We start from the raw sequence: 23,411 nt of genomic DNA, 5'->3' as shown, positions 1-23,411 counted from the left end.
TTTAGTTTAACGGCCCAGCCCCGAATGAGCAACCGCGTTTTACTGTAAAACGTTTGAAGCTTCTTCATCAAAATAAAAACAACCGTCCTGCCATAGGTAGGCAAAACGATTGCATTAAACTTTTATTCACAAATCACACTCATATCATGCTAGTGTACCCGTACCCGTTCATCTGGTGAACCTACCACACCTTTAACTTCACTTTAATCTTTTAACGACTCTACCTCAGACTCCGGCAAGCCACTGGCCTTTGCAATAACAGAAACTTCGATCCCTAATGAGAGCATGTTTTTCGCAATTTCTATAGCCTTCTTTTGTTCGCCTTTTGCTATGCCCTTTTCCGTAGCCCATTCAATCATGGAAGCTTCGTCATGCAAATACTTCTGCCGTTCTTCATACAAACGACGCGCTTCCCGATCCTGACTCAAGAACTCCAGCGTATCCCTTATTTTCTTAACCCCAGATTCATTCATGTTGTATCACCGCCTTTTGCATTCATGCGATAATACAATCCTTTCCTCTGCATCAGTTGTTCATGCGTTCCATCTTCGGCAATTCGGCCATGCTCCATCACAAGGATGCGAGAGCACTGACAGGCAACCTCCATGCGATGTGTGACGAGCAATCCTATTCTGCCTTTCATAAAGTTCAACAAGTGATTCATCACCTTCTGTTCTGTCTGAATATCCAGTGATGACGTTGGTTCGTCCAGAATATACAGATCCGATGACCTCATAAAGAGTCTAGCAAGCGACAGTCGCTGCTGTTGGCCTCCAGATAAATTGGCCCCCTTCTCTTGCAACATTGCTGCGTATTGTCCTTCCTGTGCCTCAATGTATTCATGCAAACCTGCCTTCCCTGCCGCAAGCTTTACCTTGTCCAATGTAACGTCTGAACCCAGACGGATATTGTCTTCGATCGTTCCTGTAAAAAAAGTGGGTGTCTGCGGCATATACGTTAGTCTGGACTGGTCATCCATCTCTACATACTCTGCAACATGTTTATCACCCAGCAAAACGCTTCCGTTTGTTGGCTCGATCAGCCCTGCACACACATGGCATAAGGTAGATTTGCCTGCACCACTGGCGCCAACTACCGCAACCAGTTCACCAGGAACCAGATTAAGCGTAATCTGATTCAAAATCTTCCGACCACTGTCTTCATCGGTTACTGTTACCTGTTGAAGACGTAGCATAGCAACTTCGTACTCTTTATGTGCCCGTTTTTGTGTACTCCCTTGATCTTGGTTACAAATTCCCTGTGCAAACTCCTCATGCTTAGTATTGGATGCGTCAGTCTTCTTGTTCTCCGCCAATTTCAACCATGCAGAGATACGTCCAAATGCACCCACGCTGGCTTGCATCTGACTCCACTGGCTGGACAAGCCGAGTACTGGCCATACCACCAATTCGAACAGCAGACTACTTGCAACAACCATGCCCGGAGACAAAGTCCCCCTAGCCGCAGACAAAGCAATAAGGAACAATGCTGCCAACTGAGCCAGACCAAACACTGCCATCGCTACGTTATCCGACATGCTCAAAGTCATCTGTAACTTGGCCTGAACACGATTCAGTGAATGCTGTTGTGTCCGAAAACGAGCGAGAAACCACGGTGAAGCATCATACATCTGAATCACCGGTATCCCTTCAACATACTGCTGGATCTGTTCTTGGGACTCGCCTTCTCTGGATTCGACCTCATCGGACAGATGTACAATCCGCTGATCATACAACCTCGCCGTGAACCAGATTGCCCCTGCACTTACCAAGGCGATAACAGCAACCCATGCATCTGCTCTGTACAAATATCCCAGCGATAGAGCAATGATGAATACAACCGTAACACCCTCTGCAATAGCCTCCACAACTTCTGCACCATGCTTCGTGTCCTCCTTGATGCGAAGCATCACATCCCCGGACTTCTGTCTGCGCACCCAAGAATAAGGCATCCGGTTTAACAGTTTCAACAGATCCATGGACATGTCCCGTTGCATTGATTCCTTGAGCCATACCAGCACATAACGATGCATCGCGAGCAACACGATAAATCCTGCCAGAATGGCGATAAAGATCAACGCCGTAGCATTAAGCTGCTCCTGTCCCCCATTATGAATAGCGTCTACGAAGAACCCCTGTACAAAGGCAAGTCCCCAATCGAAGATCGCATCTGCTGCGATAAAAATGAGCAAGATCACTACAGCTAATCCATAAGGCTTCATCCAGCGAAAAATAACGGGCCACACTGTTCTCAGTGATACAACTTGCTTTGGATCATCTGGAACATCACTTTTGTTCATCTGATGATGAGCTTCTATTTCAGACTTTTCATTTTCATTATTTTCATTTATCTCATATGCTCCACTTTTCTCATGACTGCTCTTCATTTCAACGTCATCGGTATATGCTGTATCTTCGATCTTGTTACTCATGCTGTTCCTCCACTTCCGTATCCTGCTCCGCAATATAACTTCGATATCCGTTTGGCCGATCCAACAATTCACGATGAGTCCCCGTATCTTCGACGCGTCCCTTCTGAATATAGATGACCTGATCCGCCCGTTCGATCAGCGATAATCGATGAGTAACGGCAATAACCGTTGTGCCTTTGTCAGCAGTGATTCGGGCAAAGAGATCATTCAATCGTTGCTCATGCCACGGGTCTTGAGATGACGTCGGTTCATCCAACAAGAGAATATCCGGGTTCCTCAGCATCGCTCTGGCTAGACTGATACGCTGAAGCTCTCCACCCGACATCGTCCCGCCTTGTGGCTGAAGCTCTGTTCCATAGCCGAGTGATTGACGCATAATCGCGTCATGTGCATGCGTCATGTGGGCCGCAACCTCTACTTGATCGGCAGATATCCCCTCTTGTCCAAAAACAATATTCTCTTCCACTGTACCTGTGAAAATAAAGGCTTGTTGCGGAACATACACCTGATTGACTTGCGCTGTCTGAACTTCGTGCATATCCTTCAGTGAATTCTTCTGATCTTTGACCTTAATCGAACCAGTAACCGGTGTATCTAATCCAGCTATTAATTTCAATAACGTGGTTTTCCCGCACCCACTTGGCCCCGTGATAACAGTAAGTTTTCCTTTCTTGGCCTCAAAAGAAATATCTGTTAACACTTCTTCTTGCTCCGCATACCTGTAAGACACATGCTGCACGTTGATGCTAGCTGGTTTAGATTGCTTTTCAAGCTGCCCCAAATGCGTATCGGACTGTACATATGTATTTGTACTGGTATTCGCAATCCTGTTCTTTTTCTCCAAATCCAGCACTTCAAAGATTCTGGACGCATGAGAAGCCGAGCCAATAAAATCATTCCACAGCCCAGATAACGATTCAATCGGACGAGTTAACTGACTGCTTGCTACCAGAAAAGCTGCCAATCCGCCTACATCCATATGTCCATTCAGGACCTGCATGCCGCCTAGATAGAGAATCAGAATCATGCCACCATATGTCGAGACCCGTCCGGCTGCTTCCGAAAGTCGTTGTAACACAGATACGGACATCGTATGTCTGAACACTTGATCCATTCGATCTTTAAAATGATGGTGTACATAACCCGCGAGTCCGTAACTTCGGATCTCAACTGGGGCTTGGATGATCTCAGTTAGTATCTCATCTCTTGACGCTGCGCTGGCATTCAACTGATCATGCCGTCTTTGCAGACGTTTACCAAGTCCTACCGTTACAAGAGGATAGATCAATGTGAATGCAATGATAGCCAACGACAGCGGCAAGTTCACCCAGCTGAAGTAAGCAAAGGCAAGAATCAGCTGAATAATATTTTTTGCGAGTTCAATGCCATGTTGGTTGATCCCCTTCTGTGCTTCCTTGGCTGAAGTCCAGATCCTGGAGGTTAGGTCACCTGTATGATATTGTGCCAGATCACTTGTCTCTGTGTTGCTAAAGGATGAGAGCAGTAGAGACTGCACAGACAATAATGTCTTTTGCTGGAATAACGTCTCGACCCTCGTCATGAATGCGGTTACAATCAATCGTAATACGACAATGCTAACACCTATGATCAAACCTGAGTAGAGTAACGAAAACTGTGCTTCAGTCGCACCTTTGACCAGTCTTCGGATCGATTCCAAATAACCGACCTCAATCAGGGAGACCATACATGCGGCGAAAAGTAACAGAATGATGAACATACGGTACTTGCCCGTTAGTGTCCATAATCGAGTTAACATGCCTAACGTTGTATAAGTTCTTTTGTCAGCAAACATGGATGGTTTCTCCAATCTTGTCATTAAATTATGTACTTGGTTATGATATCATCGGTGATAAGGAAAAAATGAACATTTATTGCTGTAAGTACTATTAGAAGTAGGGAGATTGATATGCAACACGATCTGCTAGACACACTGGATAAGCTATTCGACTACATAGAAGACCATATTCAAGACAAATTAACGCTGGATCATCTGGCATCTGTGACTCATATATCGAAGTTCCACCTGCATCGCATGTTCAAACATGTAAGCGGACAATTGCCTGGAGAATACATTCGTTCACGCAAACTGGCACGCAGCCTGGAACAATTGGTGAACCTGAATTGGAAGATTATCGATATCAGCGGACATTATGGGTTCGAACATGAACAATCCTACATACGTGCTTTCAAACAAACCTTTGGTATCACCCCCCTGCAATATCGCAAACAGGGAGCTGGAGACCTTGAATTCACAGCCCGCATGACTTCGTCCATGATCACGATGCTTCCGTACGGATATATTTTCACACCAACGTATGTACGAAAACCAGTCATGAAACTCATCGGACAGCGTTCTCATATTCGGTATGCAGATAATGAAGAGCACTATGAAGCCAATTCAGCAGGCAACGACTTTTTCGAAAAACACTTTCATTCGATTCCTAATGTGTTGCAGCCCAACGTGTATATTGGATTTACCAATGAAATTAACGAGGATTACAGTACATATCAGCCGTCTGTAGAAGTGACCTCTCTGGATCATATCCCTGAAGACCTGAATGGAATTGAGGTCCCGGCCAACCAGTATGCCGTATTCAAATTCGTCTGTGATTTCCATCCAAGTCTGATCAATATTGATCATCTGGACAGTGTCTGGACATTTATTGATGAATATTGGCAGAGCCATTCGGGGTACGAGAAGAGTGATCCATACTACTTTGAAAGAATTGATGGCAGTCTGGCTCAGGACCACTACGGAGAAATGGACATTTATATTCCTGCAAAGCAAATTTCACTGTAGGTGGAGGTTAGATGCTTATGGACTCAAATACTCAAGCTAATTCAAGTTCATCTCATACCGATTCTCGCAAACCTTGGATACGCAGACACCCGTTTTTCGCCGCATTTACATTATTGATTCTTGTACTGTTTGTTGCCATATTCCTAAATTTCTGGCTCCGTCCATACTTCTCTACATTTGAACGTTCCGAGCTGGGGGAATTGAGTTATTCCATGCCTTCACGGAATGGTGAGTATACTGCCGAAATTTACGGCGTACCTTACGGTGGTGCGGCAGGCGGCGTTACAATCTGGGTCGATGTTAAGAAGACAAATGGCCCTGAGGACGCCACGGTAAAAACGATCTATCGTGCCGAGCACCACGGAAATAACCATCTCGAATGGGAAAGTGAAAACACACTCCGAATTGAAAACTGGAATGAGTACACGGATGAGACCATTACCCTCAATATCGATGACGAAATATATGATGGATGGGGCTGGGCGTGCAAAAGCATACGAATGAAGGACCAGTCTGTGCGATGCCTGGCACCCGAAAAATAAAACAACTTAGCAGCTAATATGATGGCTCTGAACACTCAAGGTCTCATCTTAATGCGTAATCCTCACTGCACCGCATGTCAGAAGTTCCAACGTTCTGTATGCCTTGTGAAAATTACGCCAAATGCCAATCTTCATTAGATCATGACAGGAGATACACGCGGCAAAAGAAGCCTAAAAAGCCCCACTCACCGACTCTTTCGGTTAAGCGGGGCTGCTCTTGTTCTACATTTTATCGTTTATTTACTTATACTTCATTTGTGGTCTGATATGCTTGTTCACTCATAACTTCGTATCTATCGTACTTAAAACATATGGCAGCATTAAAATTTATCTATCATATCTATTCTACCGCTTAATCTGCTTCTGCTTCTGCTTCTGCTTCTGCTTCTGCTTCTGCTTCTGCTTCTGCTTCTGCTTCTGCTTCTGCTTCTGCTTCTGCTTCTGCTTCTGCTTCTGCTTCTGCTTCTGCTTCTGCTTCTGCTTCTGCTTCTGCTTCTGCTTCTGCTTCTGCTTCTGCTTCTGCTTCTGCTTCTGCTTCTGCTTCTGCTTCTGCTTCTGCTTCTGCTTCTGCTTCTGCTTCTGCTCGCAATTGTGCCTTAAACTCTATTTCCACTCAACCCTTATTTTCACTGATCCGTCTTATCGCATCCTACAGCAACGATTAGTTTTTGTTGTCCTTTCACTTCTATTTCAATCTATTTTCTCTATCTATACTCCCGCTTCAAACTCCTTTGTCCTCATCTGTCCCAGCTCGTCTCCTACTTACGAGGTGATACTTCACCACGTTCTTCCCGCTCCTTCATCTCTTTGCGCACTACCACTTCGAGCTTTTGGCGATTGGCAAGCAATCCGGGATCGTTGGGCAAGTACTCACGGGCTTTGGTGTTATGCATCAATGCGTGCTCCCAGTTGCCCAGATGGGCATAACAAAGGGATAAACGGGCATGTGGCAGCCAAGTGCGGCAGGCCTCTGGTACTGGGCGCAGTCCAGGATCGCGGCTACTCACGTCTACCGCCTGCATATACCAGTAGATCGCCGAGACGGGTTCCTGCCGCTCATGAAAACAGGCCGCAATGGCACAGCAGAAGTCGGCATGTGGCAGATCATACTGGAACGACTGTAGCAATGCGCCGAGCTTACGGCCCGGCTTGCCAAGTCGTTCATAACATTCCGCTAGCCGCGCGCAGGCAATCAAGCGATCCTCGCGGTAACCACTTGGCTGCTCCAGCAGCTTTGCGTACCCGCGTGCCGCCGCCGCATAACGCTGGCGGTCATAACATTCGCCTGCATAATAAAACAGCAGGCGACCTTGGGCTACGCCCTCTTCGGCGATCCATTTGCGCAGAATGCGCACGTTTCGCGCCGAATGATGTCCCGCTTCGCGGCGGTGCGTGACGGCAATGTCTGCCGTAATGACTTCGCCGCGCGGGAAGCTGAGCTGCTCGTGCAGCCGGCCATGCCAGCGGCACCCGGCATCCCGCTTGACCAGGCGAAGGCGTCGGTCCGTCACAAGTGGACTCCCCTCCACCCCCTCGGCCAGCGTATAGTTCAAGATCACAGCTTCCGTCTCCCCCTCAGACGGAAGCTGCTGCTTCAATACCTCCAGCTTCGCCCGTTCCGCGGGCAGCAACACATCGTCCGCATCCAGCCACAGGATATACTCCTGCGTGGCCTTGGCAAATGACTCATTCCGCGCTGCGGCAAAGTCTTCCTTCCATTCATACGTGTAGACCTGGTCGGTATACTGCGAAGCGATGTCCATCGTGCGATCCGATGAACCGGTATCCACAATGACGATCTCGTCCGCGATGCCGGCAACCGAGTCCAGACAGCGCGCCAGCGTGCGTTCCTCGTTCTTCACAATCATGCACAGACTGATGGTGATCACGTTTTGAGCCCCTTCCTGTCGTACGCGTATTGCGAAATGTCATAACGATTTGCTTGCGTTGGTTAAATACTTCGAACAAAGTACTATCGTAAGTTGAACTAAAAGATTTTTACACTGGACACTCCGATGACAGAACAACCTTCCGATCGTGTTATCCCCATTTTTTTGATTCCTTTTATAAAGGGTAAATCCGTGGATAAAGGCCAAGCATATGCTTCCGATGCAGCTTTCATTCAGAACGCTTTTAGCTCAGCTTCTTAATTCTTTCGGGCTTCTCCGTTTCGTGTAAATGTTTATTCCAATTTATTTGGTATTTAGTATTGGTCACGGAATTCATTTCATTTCCACCTTGGCTAACGAACTGAGGTGACGCTATATGGTGTATTTCAGCCACTTGGAAAATGTAACGAATCTGAAGCGCGCTATTCTCGCATTATAGGCATCCATGCGTCGTTTATTGCAGCTTTCAGATAAAATAACGTCGCTGAGATTCGTTACATTTCCTATCTCTGCAAAATCATCTAAATAAGGCGTGTGAGATTCGTTAGAACATAGGATAGCTCTGTCGTCATACTAAACAACACCGCTACCCTTCCCCACTCTCCTGACGACGAAGCCGTTTCACCTGCTCCACCGCACTGTCCAATGCCTTCTTGCGCTGCTTCATTACGCGAAGATGATTTTGTTCCACTTCGGCAAAATGGACATGATCCAGCTCCATCCACTTCATCAGTTGATCCAAAGTCGGGGACATATGCAGCTGTGTACTCCGCCGTTTGCGGGCCACGCAACATAGATATTTATGATGAATTTCGAGTTTCAAGACTTCAAAATACGGCATCAGGGTCATCGCGAGACTTCCCGCATAGAAGGTCTGCTTGTGGTCATAGAACGGGTGATACCCATACGGCACGGTTACCACCAGCGTCCCATCTTCTTGCAACAGCCGATGAATCTGGATCAACAACGTCTCCGGATGAGCAAAATGTTCCAGCACTTCTCCAAGCAGCACAGTATCAAAGGTAGCCCTTACTTTCCATTGCGTAATATCCAGCATTCGAAAATCGACATTGTTCCGAACTGGCCTAGACTCTTTCGCAAGCTCAGCTTGCGCATACCGGACACTTTCTTCTTCCAGATCGATCCCTGTTACACGAAACCCTTCACGTGCCAGCAGAATGGACGTAATCCCCTGACTGCACCCGACATCCAGGATGCGTTTGCCTGTTGCCTCACGGCACATCCAGTGGATACGCGTTCTCGTCGCTTCATGAGAATCTTCCGAATTAATCTCGCCATAATAGCGTTCACTTACACGATCATGATTTGCCATGGGCATCTCCCTGATCCTCGTCGGGATCGATCGCAGCTTCACGACGAGTTACGGCGCCCTCGACTGCCACCTTGACTTCCTCTTTTTGCCCGGACCCTTCTACTCGTTCCTGTTGCTCGTAAACTCTCTTGGCCTCATGCCGTACAGGCTGACCCAGTACCACAATATTTCCCCCGTGGCATCCGGCCGTTGCATTGCGTGTATCAAAAATCAGCTTTGCATGATCTGCCATCTCCTGATAATCAAAACCCGAATGATCCGTCGTAATAATCACCAGATCAGCTCCTGTCCACAATTCCGGCACCGCCGGACTAGCGTGAAGCACTGTACCGTCATCTTTGCGGAAGACAGGCACCATCGGATCGGTAAAAACCACATCTGCGCCCGCTGCGCTCAGCAGCCGGAAGACGTCCAGCGCAGGCGATTCGCGCAAGTCATCAATGTCTTTTTTGTAAGCCATACCCGCGAGTACAACACGTGCTCCCCGCACAGATACACCCTTCTGCTCCAGCAGCTCCGTAGCACGTTTCACCACTCTCTCTGGCATTTGCCGATTGGTTGCATCCGCCAGCTGAATGAATTGCAACTCCGATCCCTGACGATTTGCAGCCCAGGACAGATAGATCGGATCGATTGGAATACAATGTCCGCCGATTCCGGGACCGGGATAAAATGGCATGTAACCAAATGGCTTGGTTGCCGCCGCATTCAGTACTTCCCAGATGTTTACCCCCATCTGTTCACAGGCTGGGGTCAGCTCATTCACAAGGGCAATATTGACACTGCGGAATGTATTTTCGAACAGTTTTGCCGTCTCTGCTACCGTCGTTGAACTAACCGGAACAACTTCGTTGAGGAACGAGCCATAGAACTGTTTACCATAATTCAGACAAGCAGGTGTGGAACCGCCAATAATCTTTGGGGTATTTTTCACACCATAATGCACACTGCCCGGATCTACCCGCTCTGGAGAATAACAGACGTAGAACTGTTCTCCAGCACGCCAGCCGTTTGCCGCTTCAATCGGTTGTTTCACGCGTTCCTCCGTTGTGCCCGGATAGGTCGTACTTTCCAGAATAACCAGGCTGCCTTCCTGCAAATACGGAGTCATGCCATCCACCGCCGCCGAGATATACGAGATATCCGGTTGATGCTCGGCAGTCAGTGGGGTAGGCACACAGATTACAATGACATTTGCCTGCGCCACAGCTGCATAATCAGCACTTGCCTTGAATAACCCAGCCTGCATAAGCGATTGCACAACATTATCTTCTATGCCGATGACATACGACTTCCCGGCGTTCAGCTTGGCTACCTTGGAAGTATCGATGTCAATTCCGTGGACCTGATAACCTGCCTGCGCCATCTCTACGGCCATGGGTAAACCAACATAACCGAGACCGATGACAACAGCTTTCAGGGAGCGGTCATTCATATGTTGTATTAGGGTACGTTGCTGTAACTCTTCATTTCCTTCGTGCTGCTCATGCTGATGATTCTCTTCCATTCCTTCCACCTCCAAACGCTCCGCCTCCCTTCGGTGGGCGTGTCTGAGAACTCCGAACGAGTTTTGAGACACACCCTAATCGATATAGCCGCCTGCACGCAAAAACCGGGCAATCGCTGGTTTGTTCATCATGTCACTGTCCGAGCGATACTCGGAGAAGTTCACACGAGGCAGACTGCTGTACTGATCCGTCAGGCTCTTGTCCTTGTGCTCCGGCAGGATCACATAATACTGCGCATCGTATTGGTACGTACGCGGCGCTTCAAAGGGCGAGATCAGCACTTCATGTAGTTTCTCGCCTGGACGTATTCCCGTCACCTTATAATCGAAGGATGGACGACCTGCCTGTTCCAACATGACGGATGCAAGTTCCGTCATCTTGCAAGCTTTCATTTTCATCACAAAAGTCTCTCCGCCCACGGCCGCTTCAGCCGCTTTAAGCAGTAAATGTATAGCTTCGGTACGCGTCAGGAAAAAACGGGTCATGCCTATATCCGTAATGGTCGGGCTTTTGCCTTCATCGATCTGACGACGGAACAGAGGCACGACACTACCGCTGGTTCCAAGCACATTGCCCCCACGGATACAGACAAACCGAGTACCCTCACTTAGCCAGTTGGCACGGATCATCATTTTTTCACCCAAAGCCTTTGTCATGCCATATACGTTAATCGGATCTACCGCCTTATCGGTGGACACATCGATGACTTTGGGAACCTGCATACGTATCGCTGCCCGAATAATATTCTGAGTACCGATCACATTGGTCTTGAACGCTTCATCAGGTTGGTCCTCGCACACCGGAACATGCTTCAGCGCAGCCAGATGGAAGAGCACATCCACACCTCTGCATGCATCTTCCACTGCCCGATAATCGCGGATATCCCCAATGATGAATCGCAGACGTGGATCATGGTTGAACTCTCGCTGCATCGCAATCTGGGCGTATTCATTACGTGACAGGAGGCGAATTTCAGCCGGGTTCTGCTCCAGCAGCACCTCAGTCAGCTTTTGACCCCAGGAGCCTGTTCCTCCAGTGATCAGAATTGTTTGTCCTTGAATCATGGATGAATCCCTCCCTGATCAGATCATGAATTCGCGTAATACCTGTGCCATCTCTTCGCGGCTTAATCGGTCTTTGGGTGGTACCTTTTTGACTGACGTATTGCTCGAATGCACGATGTTGACATAGTTACGCGGCGTCAGCAGCTCATGCGGCAGATCAATGACATTGCCATGTGTACCTCTGCCCGGAAGCTTGACCCGGTATCCTGCTGCGTATTCGGCTGTCTGATATAAGTAGACATAGAATTGCGGAGAACGGTGAAACGCCGGGGCCATCTCGTTATTTACACTGTCCCACAGATAACCATTCTGGTTGATCAGTGCCATCGTCTGCGGCTGTGGTTGAATATCGTAGAGTTGTTGAACAAAGGTTTTATGGTATAGATCATCCGAATCCAGACGGGCAATATAGAGTTGCTCCGCACCTTCGGCAAACGCCAGAATGGCACGCACACTCTCAATGTTGGTTCCAAAACGAATATTGGAAGGAAGCGGCTCCTGATCCGCCAGAATCTCCCGCATTAAGTCCCCCGATTCCTTGGACAACTTCACCACTGTGAGGAAATCCTGATTCGTCTGTGCCTTCAGGCAATGCAATGTGAACGTGCGGAAGATGCCCATCCGACGCTCCAGCCATTCCCGCGTCAATCGCTGCGGGTCCATTCCGTAATTGTTAAAGTTAATCTCAATCACAACTTTCCTGGACATAACATTCCTCCTCATGTACGCTGCATGTTCCGTTTGTCGAATACAGACTGTTTTCATAGTTTTGATGCCGTCTTCCTACGAAGACCATCTTCTATCTATCTGATCGTTTACAAGCCACATCTCGCTTGTGAATCCAGCACTCTATATCGTATGAAACGTTGATAGAAGCGGTACCGACAGATGTACTAACTTTCATATAAATAGATTGATATACAACCGAAGATGGCGCCCTTCGGGTCGAACGTACATATCGTTACGGTATTCGCAACATAGAATAGAACAGTTCAATTTTCAAAGGAGGCAACCCATCAAATGAATTCGATCTATCTTGAAATGGAAGATGTGCTTGATCAGCTCGAAGCGGCACTTCTGGAACACCGACCGCTGTCTCTTGTACGAGTCGGTGATGGAGAGAATATCGTCATGTCCCAGGAAACCGTGTGGACCACGGAACAGGTCCTTCAGGAGCGTTGGGCCAAGAAGGCCAACTTAGGTCAAAAGGGACTTCGCCTTCCCAACCCGAAACTCCGGGATGAAGTCGCCTCTTCCTTGCAACGTGCCGATATCGTCGGCATTCTTCCTCGCGGTGACAGCACCATTAATGCTCCGGATTATCTCAAAAGACCCCTGACCGACATGGTATTTGCACACTTTGGCATCTCTCCTCCACTGACTTGTCACGCCTGTGTTAATCGGGAACTGGCGCAGAACCCGCGTTTCTGGCAGATGCTTGCAGGCAAGCGTGTGTTACTCGTTACCCGTGAGATTGAGGCACTGCGTGTCATGCTCGAACGTGAGCCGTATAATCTGAACATTGTGACTGCCCTGCCCTTCGACAGCTATGATCAAATGGATGAAACGCTGCACTGGATTCAGACCAATCAACATACCTTCGATGTCGCTCTCTTCTCCTGCGGCGTCAACGCGGTTGTTCTTGCTGAGCGAACAGCCGCACTCGCAGGTAAAGTCGCCATCGACTTTGGCAAAGCCAACAACATCATTCTGAAAGGCCGTGCCAACTGATTTTCAGGCACCTCCAACCTCGAATCAGTGTTTTGCAGCGAAACTTGCATATGGTTGTACGGCAAAAACCCCCGACTTCTTGAGCCGGGGGTTTCTTGCTGAGCGCTAGGCGAAACCTATCGCAGTATTGTCTTGCGTTTCTGGGGTATGAAGCGAACTCTGCCGTCAACAGAAGTGATGACGAAGCACTCTGCTTGTTATATTTCGCCTTTCACTACTAACCGGTGGCTGCAATACCGTATAACATCTCCGGCCCGGTTCTTACTGCTGTGGACACCCCCGAGATGAACGAAGTATACACACTTTCCAATGCTGGTGGTGCAGACAGATCCTGAGCTGTGAACGAATGGAATTCGGCACCTCCGTTCTGTCCAATCGTACCTTCAGCACGGTAGATGATATAGAAAGGATCATATAAAAAACCCCGCACAAGCTCCACAACAAAGGTATCTCCCAGTTCTCCCGTAACACCTACTGTCCCGTTCAACGTAATAATGGGATTCACCACACCCTGCGTCTGTAGACCAATGGTGCCGAAGGCTGCCGGGGATTCTGACAGTGACAAACCGGGCTGTCCTACGGTTGCCGAGTTCATCGAAGTTCTCATATCGAGAAACACGCCCATGAGTAACACCTCCAATGCTATGGGATACCCTATCCTATGAATCTCACTACTCTTATGATTGGATGTATAGCAGATTGCATGAACCTATTTTTATTTGTCGACTGTTAATGGTATATTGAACTGCATAACGAAAATGAACGGATCGTATGCACACAAGCGGTACAGGCTGTTCAGAAGGAGATTACTATTCATGAATAAACGCAAACGTCCAACAGGCAAGACATCGGCCTCGGCCAAGGGGAAATCTTATGCAGGTTCATCCTCAGCACGTTCCGGCAAGTCCAACTTCTCATCTGCCAAAACATCAGGTGCTTCCGCATCACGCAATACGGAGGAGAATAAGAAGCCAATAGCCGCGAAATCATCGGGTGCACCCAAGAAAGCTGGAGGCAACAAACCCAAAAATGCCAGCGCATCCAAACGACCAGGCAATTCCTATTATCGCAAGCAGGAACCACCACGCCAGTACAAAGTGACCGAACCGGATGAACTGTTGAACTTCCTGTTGCAACATCTGAAATCGGGACGGAATGCAGTAAAATCCATTCTGGGTCGTGGACAGGTATCCGTGGATCAGAAGGTCGTAACCAAGTTTAATGAAGCGCTGACGCCAGGTCAGATTGTCTATATTCGAAAAGAAGGTGCAGTCGCTGCTCCGTCCTTGACGGGTATTAACATTTTGCATGAAGACGATGATATCATTGTGATCCGTAAGGAAGCTGGACTGCTGTCCATTGCCGCTGACAAGACGGATGACCTGACGGCATACCGCCAACTGACAGAGCATGTACGCCGCACTAATCCGCTCAACCGGATCTTTGTTGTCCATCGTCTGGATCGGGATACGTCGGGTGTCATGATGTTTGCCAAAAGTGAAGAGGTACAGCAGAAGCTGCAAAACAACTGGAAGGAAAATGTGCAGGACCGCGTCTACGTTGCCCTTGTTGAAGGTGCAGTAGCCAAAGAAGAAGGTACCATCTCTTCCTGGCTGAAGGAAACCAAAACGCTGAAAATGTACTCCAGCTCTCGTCCGAATGATGGACAACACGCCATTACACATTACAAACGTCTGAAGTCGAACCGTGAGTTCTCCTTGCTGGAAGTGCGTCTGGAGACAGGGCGTAAAAATCAGATTCGTGTGCATATGGAAGATCTCGGACATCCGATTGCCGGTGACAGAAAATATGGTGCACGCACAAGAGACCTTGGCCGTCTCGGACTTCATGCACGTATACTCTCGTTTATTCATCCCACAACGGATGAGCTGATGTCATTTGAAACGGATATTCCGAAGCCATTCCTGTATCCGTTCCGTGCAGATGCTCCACCTTCGAAATAACTGCACCTTGATCATGCCTGAAAGGAGGAACGGACACTGAAAAACCTGTTGATCACCGGTTACCGGGCACATGAATTGCAAATTTTTGGACAGAAACATGAAGGTATTCCTTATATCAAAAAAGCCATCTCCTCCCGCCTCACTCCCCTTGTCGAGGACGGTCTGGAATGGGTGCTGACGCCGGGACAATACGGTGTGGACCTGTGGGCCTGCGAAGTGGTGATTGATCTAAAGAAGACGTATCCGCATCTGAAGCTGTCGATCATTACTGCCTTTCAAAACCCGGAAGAGCAATGGAAAGAAGACAAGCAGGAGTATTACCGTTCCATCCTCTCGGGTGTGGACTATTACGGTGCGATTAGCAATCAACCTTATATCGGGCCGTGGCAGTTCACTGCACGGGATGACCTGTTGCTGCGCAAAAGCGACGGTCTTCTGCTCGTCTATGACGAAGATGCTGGAGAAGGCAGCCCCCGTTTTGTGAAGGAAAAAGCCGTGAAGAAACAGCAGAACGAGGATTATACAATCATCAGTGTCACTTCAGAGGATATTCAATCTGTAGCTGAGGATGAGCGCATGAACGATGTTATAGACTTTGACGATTCTTCATTCTGAAAAAATGTAAATCATCTGAAGTCCATTCATGCATAGCTTTCATCAGAAGGGAATCGTATTTTGAATGACGTACATATGTTTTTTTTCGAGGCAGGTTGGGTATAAGTAGTATTATAACTGCGATGATATGTCGTATGGGATAAGGGGAACTGCAACCATGACAATTACGCCAGAGCAGCGCATTCAACTGCATGGATTTAACAACCTGACCAAGTCGCTCAGCTTTAATATGTACGATATTTGTTATACCAAAACCAAAGACGAACGTGAAGCTTACATTGAATATATTGATGAACAGTATAACGCCGCCCGGCTGAGTAAAATTCTAAACAACGTCTCCGATATCATTGGGGCTCATGTCCTGAATGTTGCGCAGCAGGATTACGTGCCTCAAGGTGCAAGTGTGACGATGCTTGTCTCCGAAGGTCCAATCGTGGAGATCCCTGAAGAATCACTTGATGAATCTCCCGGCCCTCTGCCCGATAACGTTGTCATGCAGCTGGATAAAAGCCATATCACTGTGCACACCTACCCTGAATTTCATCCTAGTGAAGGTATCAGTACCTTCCGTGCGGACATTGATGTCTCCACCTGCGGTGAGATCTCACCGCTTAAGGCACTGAATTATCTGATCCACTCATTTGATACGGACATTATGACGATGGATTACCGGGTGCGTGGTTTTACGCGGGATACAAGCGGGCGCAAGCTGTTCATTGACCATGAGATCGGCTCGATTCAGAATTATATTCCGGACGAGATTAAGAGCAGCTTTGACATGATTGACGTGAACGTCTATCAGGAGAATATTTTTCACACCAAGTGTAAACTGAGGGAGTTCGATCTCGACAATTATCTGTTTGGGTACACCAAAGATAAGCTCAGCAAGAAGGAACAACAGGAGATTACAGAATGGCTGAAGCTGGAGATGGACGAGATCTATTACGGCAAAAATATTAATCGTCCCTCTTAAAGAGGTTGTTCAACGCTGATCCATAAGGGCAAGGTCTAAGACAAGACTTCATGAAGGCAGGGTTCTTCTTTTCGGGGGACCTCCGGCATGTGCTTGTCTTTTTCTTTGTTTTGTTGACAGTGTGCAACTTTATTTCTTATTATAGAAGTAACTGTACAATCTACAGTGAAGGAGACTGAGCCCGTGATCGAAACGAATACGACAAGACGTAACGAATCACTGTTACAAGCACTGACTGCACAACACAATGCCATCACCAATAACATTGCCAATGCAGACACACCCAACTACAAAAAGAAAACGGTAGAATTTCAGGAAGAGTTGCGACGTATCGTTGAAAATGGCAAAACCGATCAGCTCGCCATGAAGCGGACTCATAACAAACACTTTCCTATCAGTGATCCCAATTCTTCCATCGTACAGTACCGAATTGTCGAGAACAACGAAACAACGATGAACAATAACAACAATAACGTTGACATTGACAAGGAAATGGCGGACCTTTCAGAGAACCAGCTCATGTATAACTACATGGTTGATCGGGTCAGTGGACATTACAAAAAAATGAAGAATTTATTGAATGATCTGAAATAATGAATGTACAAGCAGCCCGAAATGGCTGCTTTTTTTTATGATCTTTTTCCCTGAGTGTAGCTCGTTTGGTGCCATTTTTCGGTATCCTCTCCTGTTCGTAGTATAATGGGGAGAAACGAATGAATTCATATCGAATAAAAGAGGTGCAACATGTCTCCACGTCATTTAAATGGTTTTCAAGGTTCCAAAGTCAGATTAGCGGCCCCATGCCCGGAAGATTGCATGCGTCTCTCCCGCTTCACAGACGATTATGAATATTTGCGCAACATGGATACCGATATCGCGATCCCGTTAACGCCGGATGAGACAGGGTCCTCCTCCGTCCGCCGCGATAACGGATTTGAATTTGCATTACGTACATTGGAGGGTAACCGATTCATTGGATTCACAGCCCTATACCGGATTGAATGGAACAATCGCTCCGCTCGTCTGGCCATTGGTATCGGCGAAGAAAATGATCGGGGTAAAGGATACGGAAGCGACGCTCTGGCTCTGATTCTTCGATATGGGTTCCATGAATTGAACCTGAACCGGATTGCGCTGGAAGTCATCGAATACAATGAAGCCGCGAGACGTGCGTACCTAAAAGCCGGATTCCGGGAAGAGGGTCGCCAGCGTTCTGCAGTTTTGCGGGATGGCATGCATTATGACCTGATCTCAATGAGTATCCTTGCGGAAGAATGGTCGGCACAGTCTGGGCTTCCTTTATCATTCCGGTCTAATCGTACTCCTGAATCCGGGGATATGGTAGCGGGTGGTTTTTCACAACGTAATGGGAACGAACAAGCTGCGCTGTCCCTGTCGGAATTAAGCTCAGTTCCAAAAGGTGAATCTGAAATTTCACCTCGCATCGGCGTAGGTGCGGTCATCCTGAATGAACGGGGCGAAGTGCTTCTCGCCTGGCGGAATCGTCAGCCCGAACAGCACACCTGGAGTATTCCCGGCGGGAAAGTAGATCCCTATGAATCACTGGAAACTGCCGTCATCCGTGAAATCAAGGAGGAAGTGAATCTGGATATCACCATTGACAGGCTGCTCTGCACGGCGGAGACGATCCAGCCAGAGCAGAAGGAACATTGGATATCCGTGCTCTATTCCACCAAGGTGATTGGCGGTCATGCTCGTAATCTGGAAGAAGGCGGAGCCATCGGCGAGATCGGTTGGTTTCCGCTCGATGATCTGCCCTCTCCACTCGCCTGCTTTGCCGTGCCTGGACTGGAAGCTGTGAAGAAGCTGTATAACCAGAATTAAGCTTGGAGGTGCTTGCAAGTGTTGGAGATTCCTCTTCCTCAACCCGTCCCCTTCATTCTGCATGAATCGAGTTCCCAATTCGATTGGAAAGGCAGCGGCTCGCTATCACTGAAAACATTCCATAACGGAAAAACGCTCTATGAAGCGGGGCGCGGTCACTTCGCAGTCAATAATGAGAACTATCTGCTTCTGAATGAGGGCCAGGAATATAGTCTTCACATTGATTCATCTACTCCAGTTGAATCCTTCTGTATCTTCTTCCCTCCTGGTTATGTGGAAGAGATCGGCCGGAATCTAATTACCAGTGATCTTAAGCTACTTGATGAGCCGTATAGCTATTCATCCTCAAACAAGATGGAGTGGGTAGAACGTACATACGCGATGGATAATCGGCTTGGCGCAGCCCTGAATCAGCTGCGTAATTTGTACAGTCAAGACACGCTGGATTCCTGGGCAATAGCGGAGCAGCTTCATCAGCTTGCTGTTCACATGCTGGATCTACACCGTAACGTTCAGCAAGAGATCAACGAATTGGATATGATCAGACGTTCAACCAGAGAAGAATTGTATCGAAGAGTGTATATCGGGCATGAGTATATCTCCGCCTACTATGATCAGCCGTTAACGGTAGAACAGACAGCATCGGCTGCACAACTATCCGTGAATCATTTTCTACGCAGTTATAAAAAGTTGTTTGGTACTTCACCCCATCGTTATCTGACTGAATGCAGGCTATTGGCTGCGAAGCGGCTTTTGCTAGATTCGGACAGGTCGGTCACCAATATCTGTTATGATGTGGGCTTCGAAAGCCTCGGTTCGTTCAGTTCATTATTCACTAGACGCTTCCATAGCTCTCCTTCCCAGCTGCGGGCAAAAAGGTGATTATGAAGAAGAACCTCCGAAGAGGAACATCTATAATTACATTATCTCATCAGATGGAGGTATTCCTTATGAAACATGCAGAACAGATGAATCAACTATTTCAGGCTGCTCAGTCTGGAGATTTGGCCAACCTGCAATTATTACTCGCCTCTCACCCGGAACTCACCAATACTGAAAATCAGGACGGGTTAACTCCGCTGGGGTATGCCTCTCATTATGGACAAGCAGGAGCAGTTCGTCTTCTTCTGGAGCATGGAGCGGATGTTAACGCCCTTTCTCATTCCAAGGTTTCCTTTATTCCATCCAATACTGCACTGCATGCCGCGCTTGCCGGAGAACGCTCGCCAGAAGTTATCCGCCTTTTGCTCGAACATGGGGCATCAACGAGTATTCTGGACAGCGATGGACAAAATGCGCTGCACTCCGCAGCATTTCATACGGATCAGATTGAACTTATCGAGATGTTACTTCAGCATGGAGCTGATCCAAACGCGCTAAACTCAGCGGGCCAGACCGCACTGGAGATTTCACTTGAACGTGGCAACACGTCTACAGCTTCATGTCTGCGAGCAGCCTTGGCAGCACAGCAGCAACAATGATTAGATAACGTGAGCAATACCGTGAATAACCGTCAGGACTCTTTTTGGAGTACAAAGAGAAGGTCCGACGGTTATTTGTTGTCCTCTACGTTCTCGTATACATAGGTAGTTCAACTTCTATAGAAATCGCAATACATCATATTTTTTTCAGGAAATAAGAACCGTTTGGAGCCTTACGCGGTCTAATACTCAACATATCCATGAAAGGAGGAGCCATGTGACCCCTACCCAGCTCACCATCGCCGCACAAAAAGGGGATGCCGAGGCTTTTGCAGCCTTAATGGAATTACATCAGAGCCGACTGTACCGTATCGCCTATGCCTACCTGCACAATGAAGGCGATGCCCTTGAAGCTATTCAGGAATCAACGTTCAGGGCGTTCCGTCAACTCAAAAAATTAAAAGAGCCCTCCTACTTTGGCACTTGGCTCATCCGCATTCTACTCAACTACTGTGCGGACGAACGCAAACGCAAAAGTCGGTTCAGTCCCGTCACCGAGATTCATGAATCCAGCAGTTGGGATCGTCCTGCGGACCCCGATCTTGCTGCCGCCGTATCCACTCTTGACCGGGATTGCAAACAGATTATTATCCTGAGTTATTTCGAAGGTTTCTCCTTAACTGAAGTTGCCGATATTCTCGACATCCCTACCGGAACCGTAAAATCCCGATTACATCGGGCGCTCGGACAGCTCCGTGATCAACTTGAAACGAAAGGAGATGTATCCTCATGACAGATGAACAAAACTCATTCGACGCATTGGAAGAACGGCTGAATGCTCGCAAGACGGAATATGAAACCATGCCTGTACCGGATGCTGCCTATCAGGCTGTTCAGTCCGGAATCCGCCAGGCTGCCCGCAAACGCAAGTCCCGGCTGCGCTGGTACATGAGTTCCATCTCGGTAGCGGCCTTCATCCTGCTGTTTACCGGATGTATCCGTGTCTCTCCCGCTTTTGCGTCCTTCGTGGAGCAATTGCCCGGCATGGAAGGCATTGTGAGTATGATTCGCCAGGACAAAGGATTAATGATGGCCATCGATAAGTCCCTCTTACAGCAGGTCGGTGTCACCGACGAGCATGATGGTGCTTCCTTGACCGTTGAAGGCATTATTACAGACGAGTCACGTATGGTCATTTTTTACACAATGAAAGGCATGAAAGATCCGGAGAAGGGTGGATATGATATCGATTTGCTGGATGAGAACGGTAAAGATCTTCCGGTTGGATTTAGTTATTCCTCTCCTAAGCCGGCTTCAGAAAGTGGCGTTTACGAGGACAAAATCGATGTCTCATTCACAGAATCTTTACCGCCACAAGAGCTGACCGTTGTATTTAAGGAACGAGGTAAGGAACCGAATAATAAGTGGAATGTCACCTTCCCCGTGGATCACAACTTAACAAAAGGCATGAAAAAAATCATTCCCGTAAACCAAACTATGAACGTGGACGGACAGCGTATCCATGTGAAACAGGCCGTTCTGTATCCCACTCGTCTTGTACTTGATATCGAATATGATCGGAACAACACCAAAAAAATCTTCGGCATTCGTGATCTGCACTTGGTAGATGAGCAAGGCCGAGCATGGAGAACCGATTCATCTTCCATCGGAGGCTCTGGAAGTTCCGTCTTTTTCGAAAGCATGTACTTCTCCACTCCGAAAAAATTGACTTTGCAAGGGTCTGGCCTTTCAGCAGTGGATCAGGATGAACTGGTTATCAGCTTCGATCCCTCTTCAGGTGAAATACAAGGCGGTCCATCGAGTTTGAAATTGCTGCAAAGCACGGTCCAAGGCAAAAATCTGATCCTCGAGTTTTCAATTGCAGATGCTCAAAATGCTACTTCAGGGCTATCATTTACCAATATTGAGGACAGCAAAGGAAACCCTTTCGACATTAATGAAGTAAGCTGGAGCCCTTCCGTCTCTGAAGCAAGAGTTGTCATTAAAAATGGAGCCGCAGCCAAAGGAAATCTGACAATGGAAATATTCTCTTACCCTGATCAAATTCGTGCACCGTTCTCTATTGAAATTCCTGTGACTCCCTAAAGAAAATGTAACAGCCATAATTGCAAGCCAAACGACGTTGTCATGCACTATAATGATAATATTAAACAGCTACATTAAATCGATATGCTTATAGGAAAGGGTGTTTCCACAATGAATAATCGCTCTATCCGTTATCCGCAACCACTCGCGCAAGGGGACATGATCGGTGTGGCAGCCCCCTCCAGCGGTGTAGGCGAATCCCTGTACCATTATCTTGAGGAAAGCAAACGCAATATGGAGCGCCTTGGTTTTGGCGTGCTGGAAAGCCCATCGCTCCGCCACAACACCAAATGTGTGAGTGCCTCCAAAGAGGAACGCGCCGAAGAGATGAATGAGTTTTTCCGCAATCCAGATATTCAAGCCATTATCCCTCCATGGGGAGGGGAATTTCTGATGGATATCCTCCCTCTGCTGGATTGGGAAGCTTTGAAATCGTTACCGCCCAAATGGGTCATGGGATACTCGGATATCAGTACCTTCCTGTTCGCATACACCTTGATCACCGGAACAGCATCTGCACATGGCACCAATTATATTGATCTAAGATCAAACGCCATTGATCCCGTGACTGCGCGCTGGATTGATGTGTTACAGACCAAAGATGGCGGACAGATCACACAATCGTCTTCCACACATTATCAATCGGCATGGAAACCGGAATCTCCTGGTTTTAACCTGGATACACCTTCGCGCTGGAAACAGCTAGACCACTCGGAAGATGCAGATACCGCTGTGGCGTTCTCCGGTCGGCTGATCGGTGGCTGTATGGATACGATCACTAGTCTGATTGGTACGCCATACGCACCCGTCCAATCGTATCTGGATCAGTACTGTGCAGACGAAGGAACGATCTGGTATCTGGAGAGCTGTGAGATGAATGCGGGGGATATCTACCGTCATCTGTGGCAGATGAGACAGGCCGGCTGGTTTGCAGGTGTGAAAGGCTTCATGTTCGGCCGACCTGCGGGTTATTCCGATACAGCCGATTTCAATTTTACTGATGCCCTATCCTCTGCACTTGGGGATCTGGATGTCCCTGTACTGTACGATGTGGATCTCGGCCATGTTCCGCCCCAGCTCACCTTTGTGAATGGAGCATTGGGCAAAGTCGCTTATGAAAATGGACGCGGGAGCCTTGAGATGGCGTTTGTGTAATCACCTTTTATAG

General features: G+C 47.9%; 23 protein-coding genes and 1 pseudogene. 14 read left to right on the top strand and 10 right to left on the bottom strand.

Annotated elements, in window-relative coordinates:
• Positions 1 to 203: 203 nt before the first annotated feature.
• The 3 genes from NZ043_RS16885 to NZ043_RS16875 are packed head-to-tail and all read right to left on the bottom strand — an operon-like array spanning position 204 to position 4,244.
• Complete coding sequence (locus NZ043_RS16885; RefSeq protein WP_339308940.1) at positions 204 to 473, bottom strand: Rpn family recombination-promoting nuclease/putative transposase; 270 nt, start codon at positions 471 to 473, stop codon at positions 204 to 206.
• On the bottom strand, positions 470 to 2,431 hold the full coding sequence (locus NZ043_RS16880; RefSeq protein WP_339308939.1) for an ABC transporter ATP-binding protein: 1,962 nt from the start codon (positions 2,429 to 2,431) through the stop codon (positions 470 to 472). The genes NZ043_RS16885 and NZ043_RS16880 overlap by 4 nt, the downstream gene beginning before the upstream one ends.
• Entirely contained in the window at positions 2,424 to 4,244 is a 1,821-nt protein-coding gene (locus NZ043_RS16875; protein WP_339308938.1) for an ABC transporter ATP-binding protein, read from the bottom strand. The genes NZ043_RS16880 and NZ043_RS16875 overlap by 8 nt, the downstream gene beginning before the upstream one ends.
• Before the next feature lie 114 nt (positions 4,245 to 4,358).
• Here NZ043_RS16875 and NZ043_RS16870 point away from each other — a divergent pair, with 114 nt between their 5' ends.
• Entirely contained in the window at positions 4,359 to 5,252 is an 894-nt protein-coding gene (locus NZ043_RS16870) for a helix-turn-helix domain-containing protein (RefSeq protein WP_339308937.1), read from the top strand.
• A gap of 17 nt (positions 5,253 to 5,269) precedes the next feature.
• On the top strand, positions 5,270 to 5,794 hold the full coding sequence (locus NZ043_RS16865; RefSeq protein ID WP_339308936.1) for a DUF5412 family protein: 525 nt from the start codon (positions 5,270 to 5,272) through the stop codon (positions 5,792 to 5,794).
• Positions 5,795 to 6,146: 352 nt separating this feature from the next.
• Here NZ043_RS16865 and NZ043_RS16860 read toward each other — a convergent pair whose 3' ends face one another.
• The 6 genes from NZ043_RS16860 to NZ043_RS16835 all read right to left on the bottom strand — a co-directional run bounded on the left by NZ043_RS16860 (position 6,147) and on the right by NZ043_RS16835 (position 12,296).
• Positions 6,147 to 6,407 carry a hypothetical protein gene (locus NZ043_RS16860; protein ID WP_339308935.1) on the bottom strand — a complete coding sequence of 87 codons (261 nt, stop codon included), beginning with the start codon at positions 6,405 to 6,407 and terminating at the stop codon, positions 6,147 to 6,149.
• Between the two features lie 145 nt (positions 6,408 to 6,552).
• Entirely contained in the window at positions 6,553 to 7,683 is a 1,131-nt protein-coding gene (locus NZ043_RS16855; RefSeq protein ID WP_339308934.1) for a glycosyltransferase family 2 protein, read from the bottom strand.
• Positions 7,684 to 8,269: 586 nt separating this feature from the next.
• A complete protein-coding gene (locus NZ043_RS16850; protein ID WP_091033411.1) occupies positions 8,270 to 9,016 on the bottom strand; it encodes a methyltransferase domain-containing protein in 747 nt (248 codons plus the stop codon).
• Positions 9,003 to 10,532: a nucleotide sugar dehydrogenase gene (locus NZ043_RS16845; RefSeq protein ID WP_339312784.1), complete on the bottom strand. Its 1,530-nt coding sequence runs from the start codon at positions 10,530 to 10,532 to the stop codon at positions 9,003 to 9,005. Before NZ043_RS16845 ends, NZ043_RS16850 begins: the two co-directional genes overlap by 14 nt.
• 66 nt (positions 10,533 to 10,598) lie before the next feature.
• Positions 10,599 to 11,588 carry an SDR family NAD(P)-dependent oxidoreductase gene (locus NZ043_RS16840; RefSeq protein WP_249911449.1) on the bottom strand — a complete coding sequence of 330 codons (990 nt, stop codon included), beginning with the start codon at positions 11,586 to 11,588 and terminating at the stop codon, positions 10,599 to 10,601.
• Between the two features lie 18 nt (positions 11,589 to 11,606).
• Positions 11,607 to 12,296: a glycosyltransferase gene (locus tag NZ043_RS16835; protein ID WP_249911450.1), complete on the bottom strand. Its 690-nt coding sequence runs from the start codon at positions 12,294 to 12,296 to the stop codon at positions 11,607 to 11,609.
• Positions 12,297 to 12,608: 312 nt separating this feature from the next.
• On the opposite strand from NZ043_RS16835, the gene NZ043_RS16830 reads away from it, so the two are divergent.
• Positions 12,609 to 13,319, top strand: coding sequence for a GT-D fold domain-containing glycosyltransferase (locus NZ043_RS16830; RefSeq protein ID WP_091033419.1), 711 nt, complete (start codon positions 12,609 to 12,611; stop codon positions 13,317 to 13,319).
• Between the two features lie 217 nt (positions 13,320 to 13,536).
• Here NZ043_RS16830 and NZ043_RS16825 read toward each other — a convergent pair whose 3' ends face one another.
• Entirely contained in the window at positions 13,537 to 13,944 is a 408-nt protein-coding gene (locus tag NZ043_RS16825) for a hypothetical protein (RefSeq protein ID WP_091033422.1), read from the bottom strand.
• Positions 13,945 to 14,134: 190 nt separating this feature from the next.
• Here NZ043_RS16825 and NZ043_RS16820 point away from each other — a divergent pair, with 190 nt between their 5' ends.
• From NZ043_RS16820 to NZ043_RS16770, 11 genes and pseudogenes are all read left to right on the top strand, one after another.
• On the top strand, positions 14,135 to 15,283 hold the full coding sequence (locus tag NZ043_RS16820; protein ID WP_289391578.1) for an RluA family pseudouridine synthase: 1,149 nt from the start codon (positions 14,135 to 14,137) through the stop codon (positions 15,281 to 15,283).
• Between the two features lie 36 nt (positions 15,284 to 15,319).
• A complete protein-coding gene (locus NZ043_RS16815) occupies positions 15,320 to 15,898 on the top strand; it encodes a DUF1273 domain-containing protein (protein WP_091033429.1) in 579 nt (192 codons plus the stop codon).
• A 157-nt stretch (positions 15,899 to 16,055) separates the two neighbouring features.
• Positions 16,056 to 16,871: an adenosylmethionine decarboxylase gene (gene speD, locus NZ043_RS16810; protein ID WP_036610662.1), complete on the top strand. Its 816-nt coding sequence runs from the start codon at positions 16,056 to 16,058 to the stop codon at positions 16,869 to 16,871.
• Between the two features lie 183 nt (positions 16,872 to 17,054).
• Positions 17,055 to 17,465: a flagellar basal body rod protein FlgB gene (gene flgB, locus NZ043_RS16805; RefSeq protein WP_133386825.1), complete on the top strand. Its 411-nt coding sequence runs from the start codon at positions 17,055 to 17,057 to the stop codon at positions 17,463 to 17,465.
• A gap of 150 nt (positions 17,466 to 17,615) precedes the next feature.
• A pseudogene (locus NZ043_RS16800) lies at positions 17,616 to 18,104 on the top strand (GNAT family protein); the annotation flags it as partial.
• A gap of 210 nt (positions 18,105 to 18,314) precedes the next feature.
• A complete protein-coding gene (locus tag NZ043_RS16795) occupies positions 18,315 to 18,716 on the top strand; it encodes an NUDIX domain-containing protein (RefSeq protein ID WP_339312782.1) in 402 nt (133 codons plus the stop codon).
• An 18-nt stretch (positions 18,717 to 18,734) separates the two neighbouring features.
• Positions 18,735 to 19,598, top strand: coding sequence for an AraC family transcriptional regulator (locus NZ043_RS16790; protein ID WP_339308933.1), 864 nt, complete (start codon positions 18,735 to 18,737; stop codon positions 19,596 to 19,598).
• A 68-nt stretch (positions 19,599 to 19,666) separates the two neighbouring features.
• Entirely contained in the window at positions 19,667 to 20,197 is a 531-nt protein-coding gene (locus tag NZ043_RS16785; protein ID WP_339308932.1) for an ankyrin repeat domain-containing protein, read from the top strand.
• Between the two features lie 217 nt (positions 20,198 to 20,414).
• The gene (locus tag NZ043_RS16780; protein WP_339308931.1) at positions 20,415 to 20,930 is read left to right on the top strand and encodes a sigma-70 family RNA polymerase sigma factor; all 516 of its coding nucleotides are present in this window, start codon (positions 20,415 to 20,417) and stop codon (positions 20,928 to 20,930) included.
• The gene (locus NZ043_RS16775) at positions 20,927 to 22,243 is read left to right on the top strand and encodes a DUF4179 domain-containing protein (RefSeq protein WP_339308930.1); all 1,317 of its coding nucleotides are present in this window, start codon (positions 20,927 to 20,929) and stop codon (positions 22,241 to 22,243) included. The genes NZ043_RS16780 and NZ043_RS16775 overlap by 4 nt, the downstream gene beginning before the upstream one ends.
• A gap of 111 nt (positions 22,244 to 22,354) precedes the next feature.
• Positions 22,355 to 23,398, top strand: coding sequence for a S66 peptidase family protein (locus NZ043_RS16770; RefSeq protein WP_091033445.1), 1,044 nt, complete (start codon positions 22,355 to 22,357; stop codon positions 23,396 to 23,398).
• The last annotated feature ends 13 nt before the right edge of the window (positions 23,399 to 23,411 follow it).

It is taken from the genome of Paenibacillus sp. FSL k6-2145 (genome assembly GCF_037976585.1).
Taxonomy (GTDB): domain Bacteria; phylum Bacillota; class Bacilli; order Paenibacillales; family Paenibacillaceae; genus Paenibacillus.
This window is presented reverse-complemented; position numbering and strand designations above follow the sequence as displayed.

Coding starts and splice junctions, on each gene's coding strand:
- NZ043_RS16885 (WP_339308940.1), bottom strand. CDS start 473: ATGAATGAATCTGGGGTTAAGAAAATAAGGGATACGCTGGAGTTCTTG.
- NZ043_RS16880 (WP_339308939.1), bottom strand. CDS start 2,431: ATGAGTAACAAGATCGAAGATACAGCATATACCGATGACGTTGAAATG.
- NZ043_RS16875 (WP_339308938.1), bottom strand. CDS start 4,244: ATGTTTGCTGACAAAAGAACTTATACAACGTTAGGCATGTTAACTCGA.
- NZ043_RS16870 (WP_339308937.1), top strand. CDS start 4,359: ATGCAACACGATCTGCTAGACACACTGGATAAGCTATTCGACTACATA.
- NZ043_RS16865 (WP_339308936.1), top strand. CDS start 5,270: ATGGACTCAAATACTCAAGCTAATTCAAGTTCATCTCATACCGATTCT.
- NZ043_RS16850 (WP_091033411.1), bottom strand. CDS start 9,016: ATGGCAAATCATGATCGTGTAAGTGAACGCTATTATGGCGAGATTAAT.
- NZ043_RS16840 (WP_249911449.1), bottom strand. CDS start 11,588: ATGATTCAAGGACAAACAATTCTGATCACTGGAGGAACAGGCTCCTGG.
- NZ043_RS16835 (WP_249911450.1), bottom strand. CDS start 12,296: ATGTCCAGGAAAGTTGTGATTGAGATTAACTTTAACAATTACGGAATG.
- NZ043_RS16830 (WP_091033419.1), top strand. CDS start 12,609: ATGAATTCGATCTATCTTGAAATGGAAGATGTGCTTGATCAGCTCGAA.
- NZ043_RS16825 (WP_091033422.1), bottom strand. CDS start 13,944: ATGGGCGTGTTTCTCGATATGAGAACTTCGATGAACTCGGCAACCGTA.
- NZ043_RS16820 (WP_289391578.1), top strand. CDS start 14,135: ATGAATAAACGCAAACGTCCAACAGGCAAGACATCGGCCTCGGCCAAG.
- speD (WP_036610662.1), top strand. CDS start 16,056: ATGACAATTACGCCAGAGCAGCGCATTCAACTGCATGGATTTAACAAC.
- NZ043_RS16785 (WP_339308932.1), top strand. CDS start 19,667: ATGAAACATGCAGAACAGATGAATCAACTATTTCAGGCTGCTCAGTCT.
- NZ043_RS16775 (WP_339308930.1), top strand. CDS start 20,927: ATGACAGATGAACAAAACTCATTCGACGCATTGGAAGAACGGCTGAAT.
- NZ043_RS16770 (WP_091033445.1), top strand. CDS start 22,355: ATGAATAATCGCTCTATCCGTTATCCGCAACCACTCGCGCAAGGGGAC.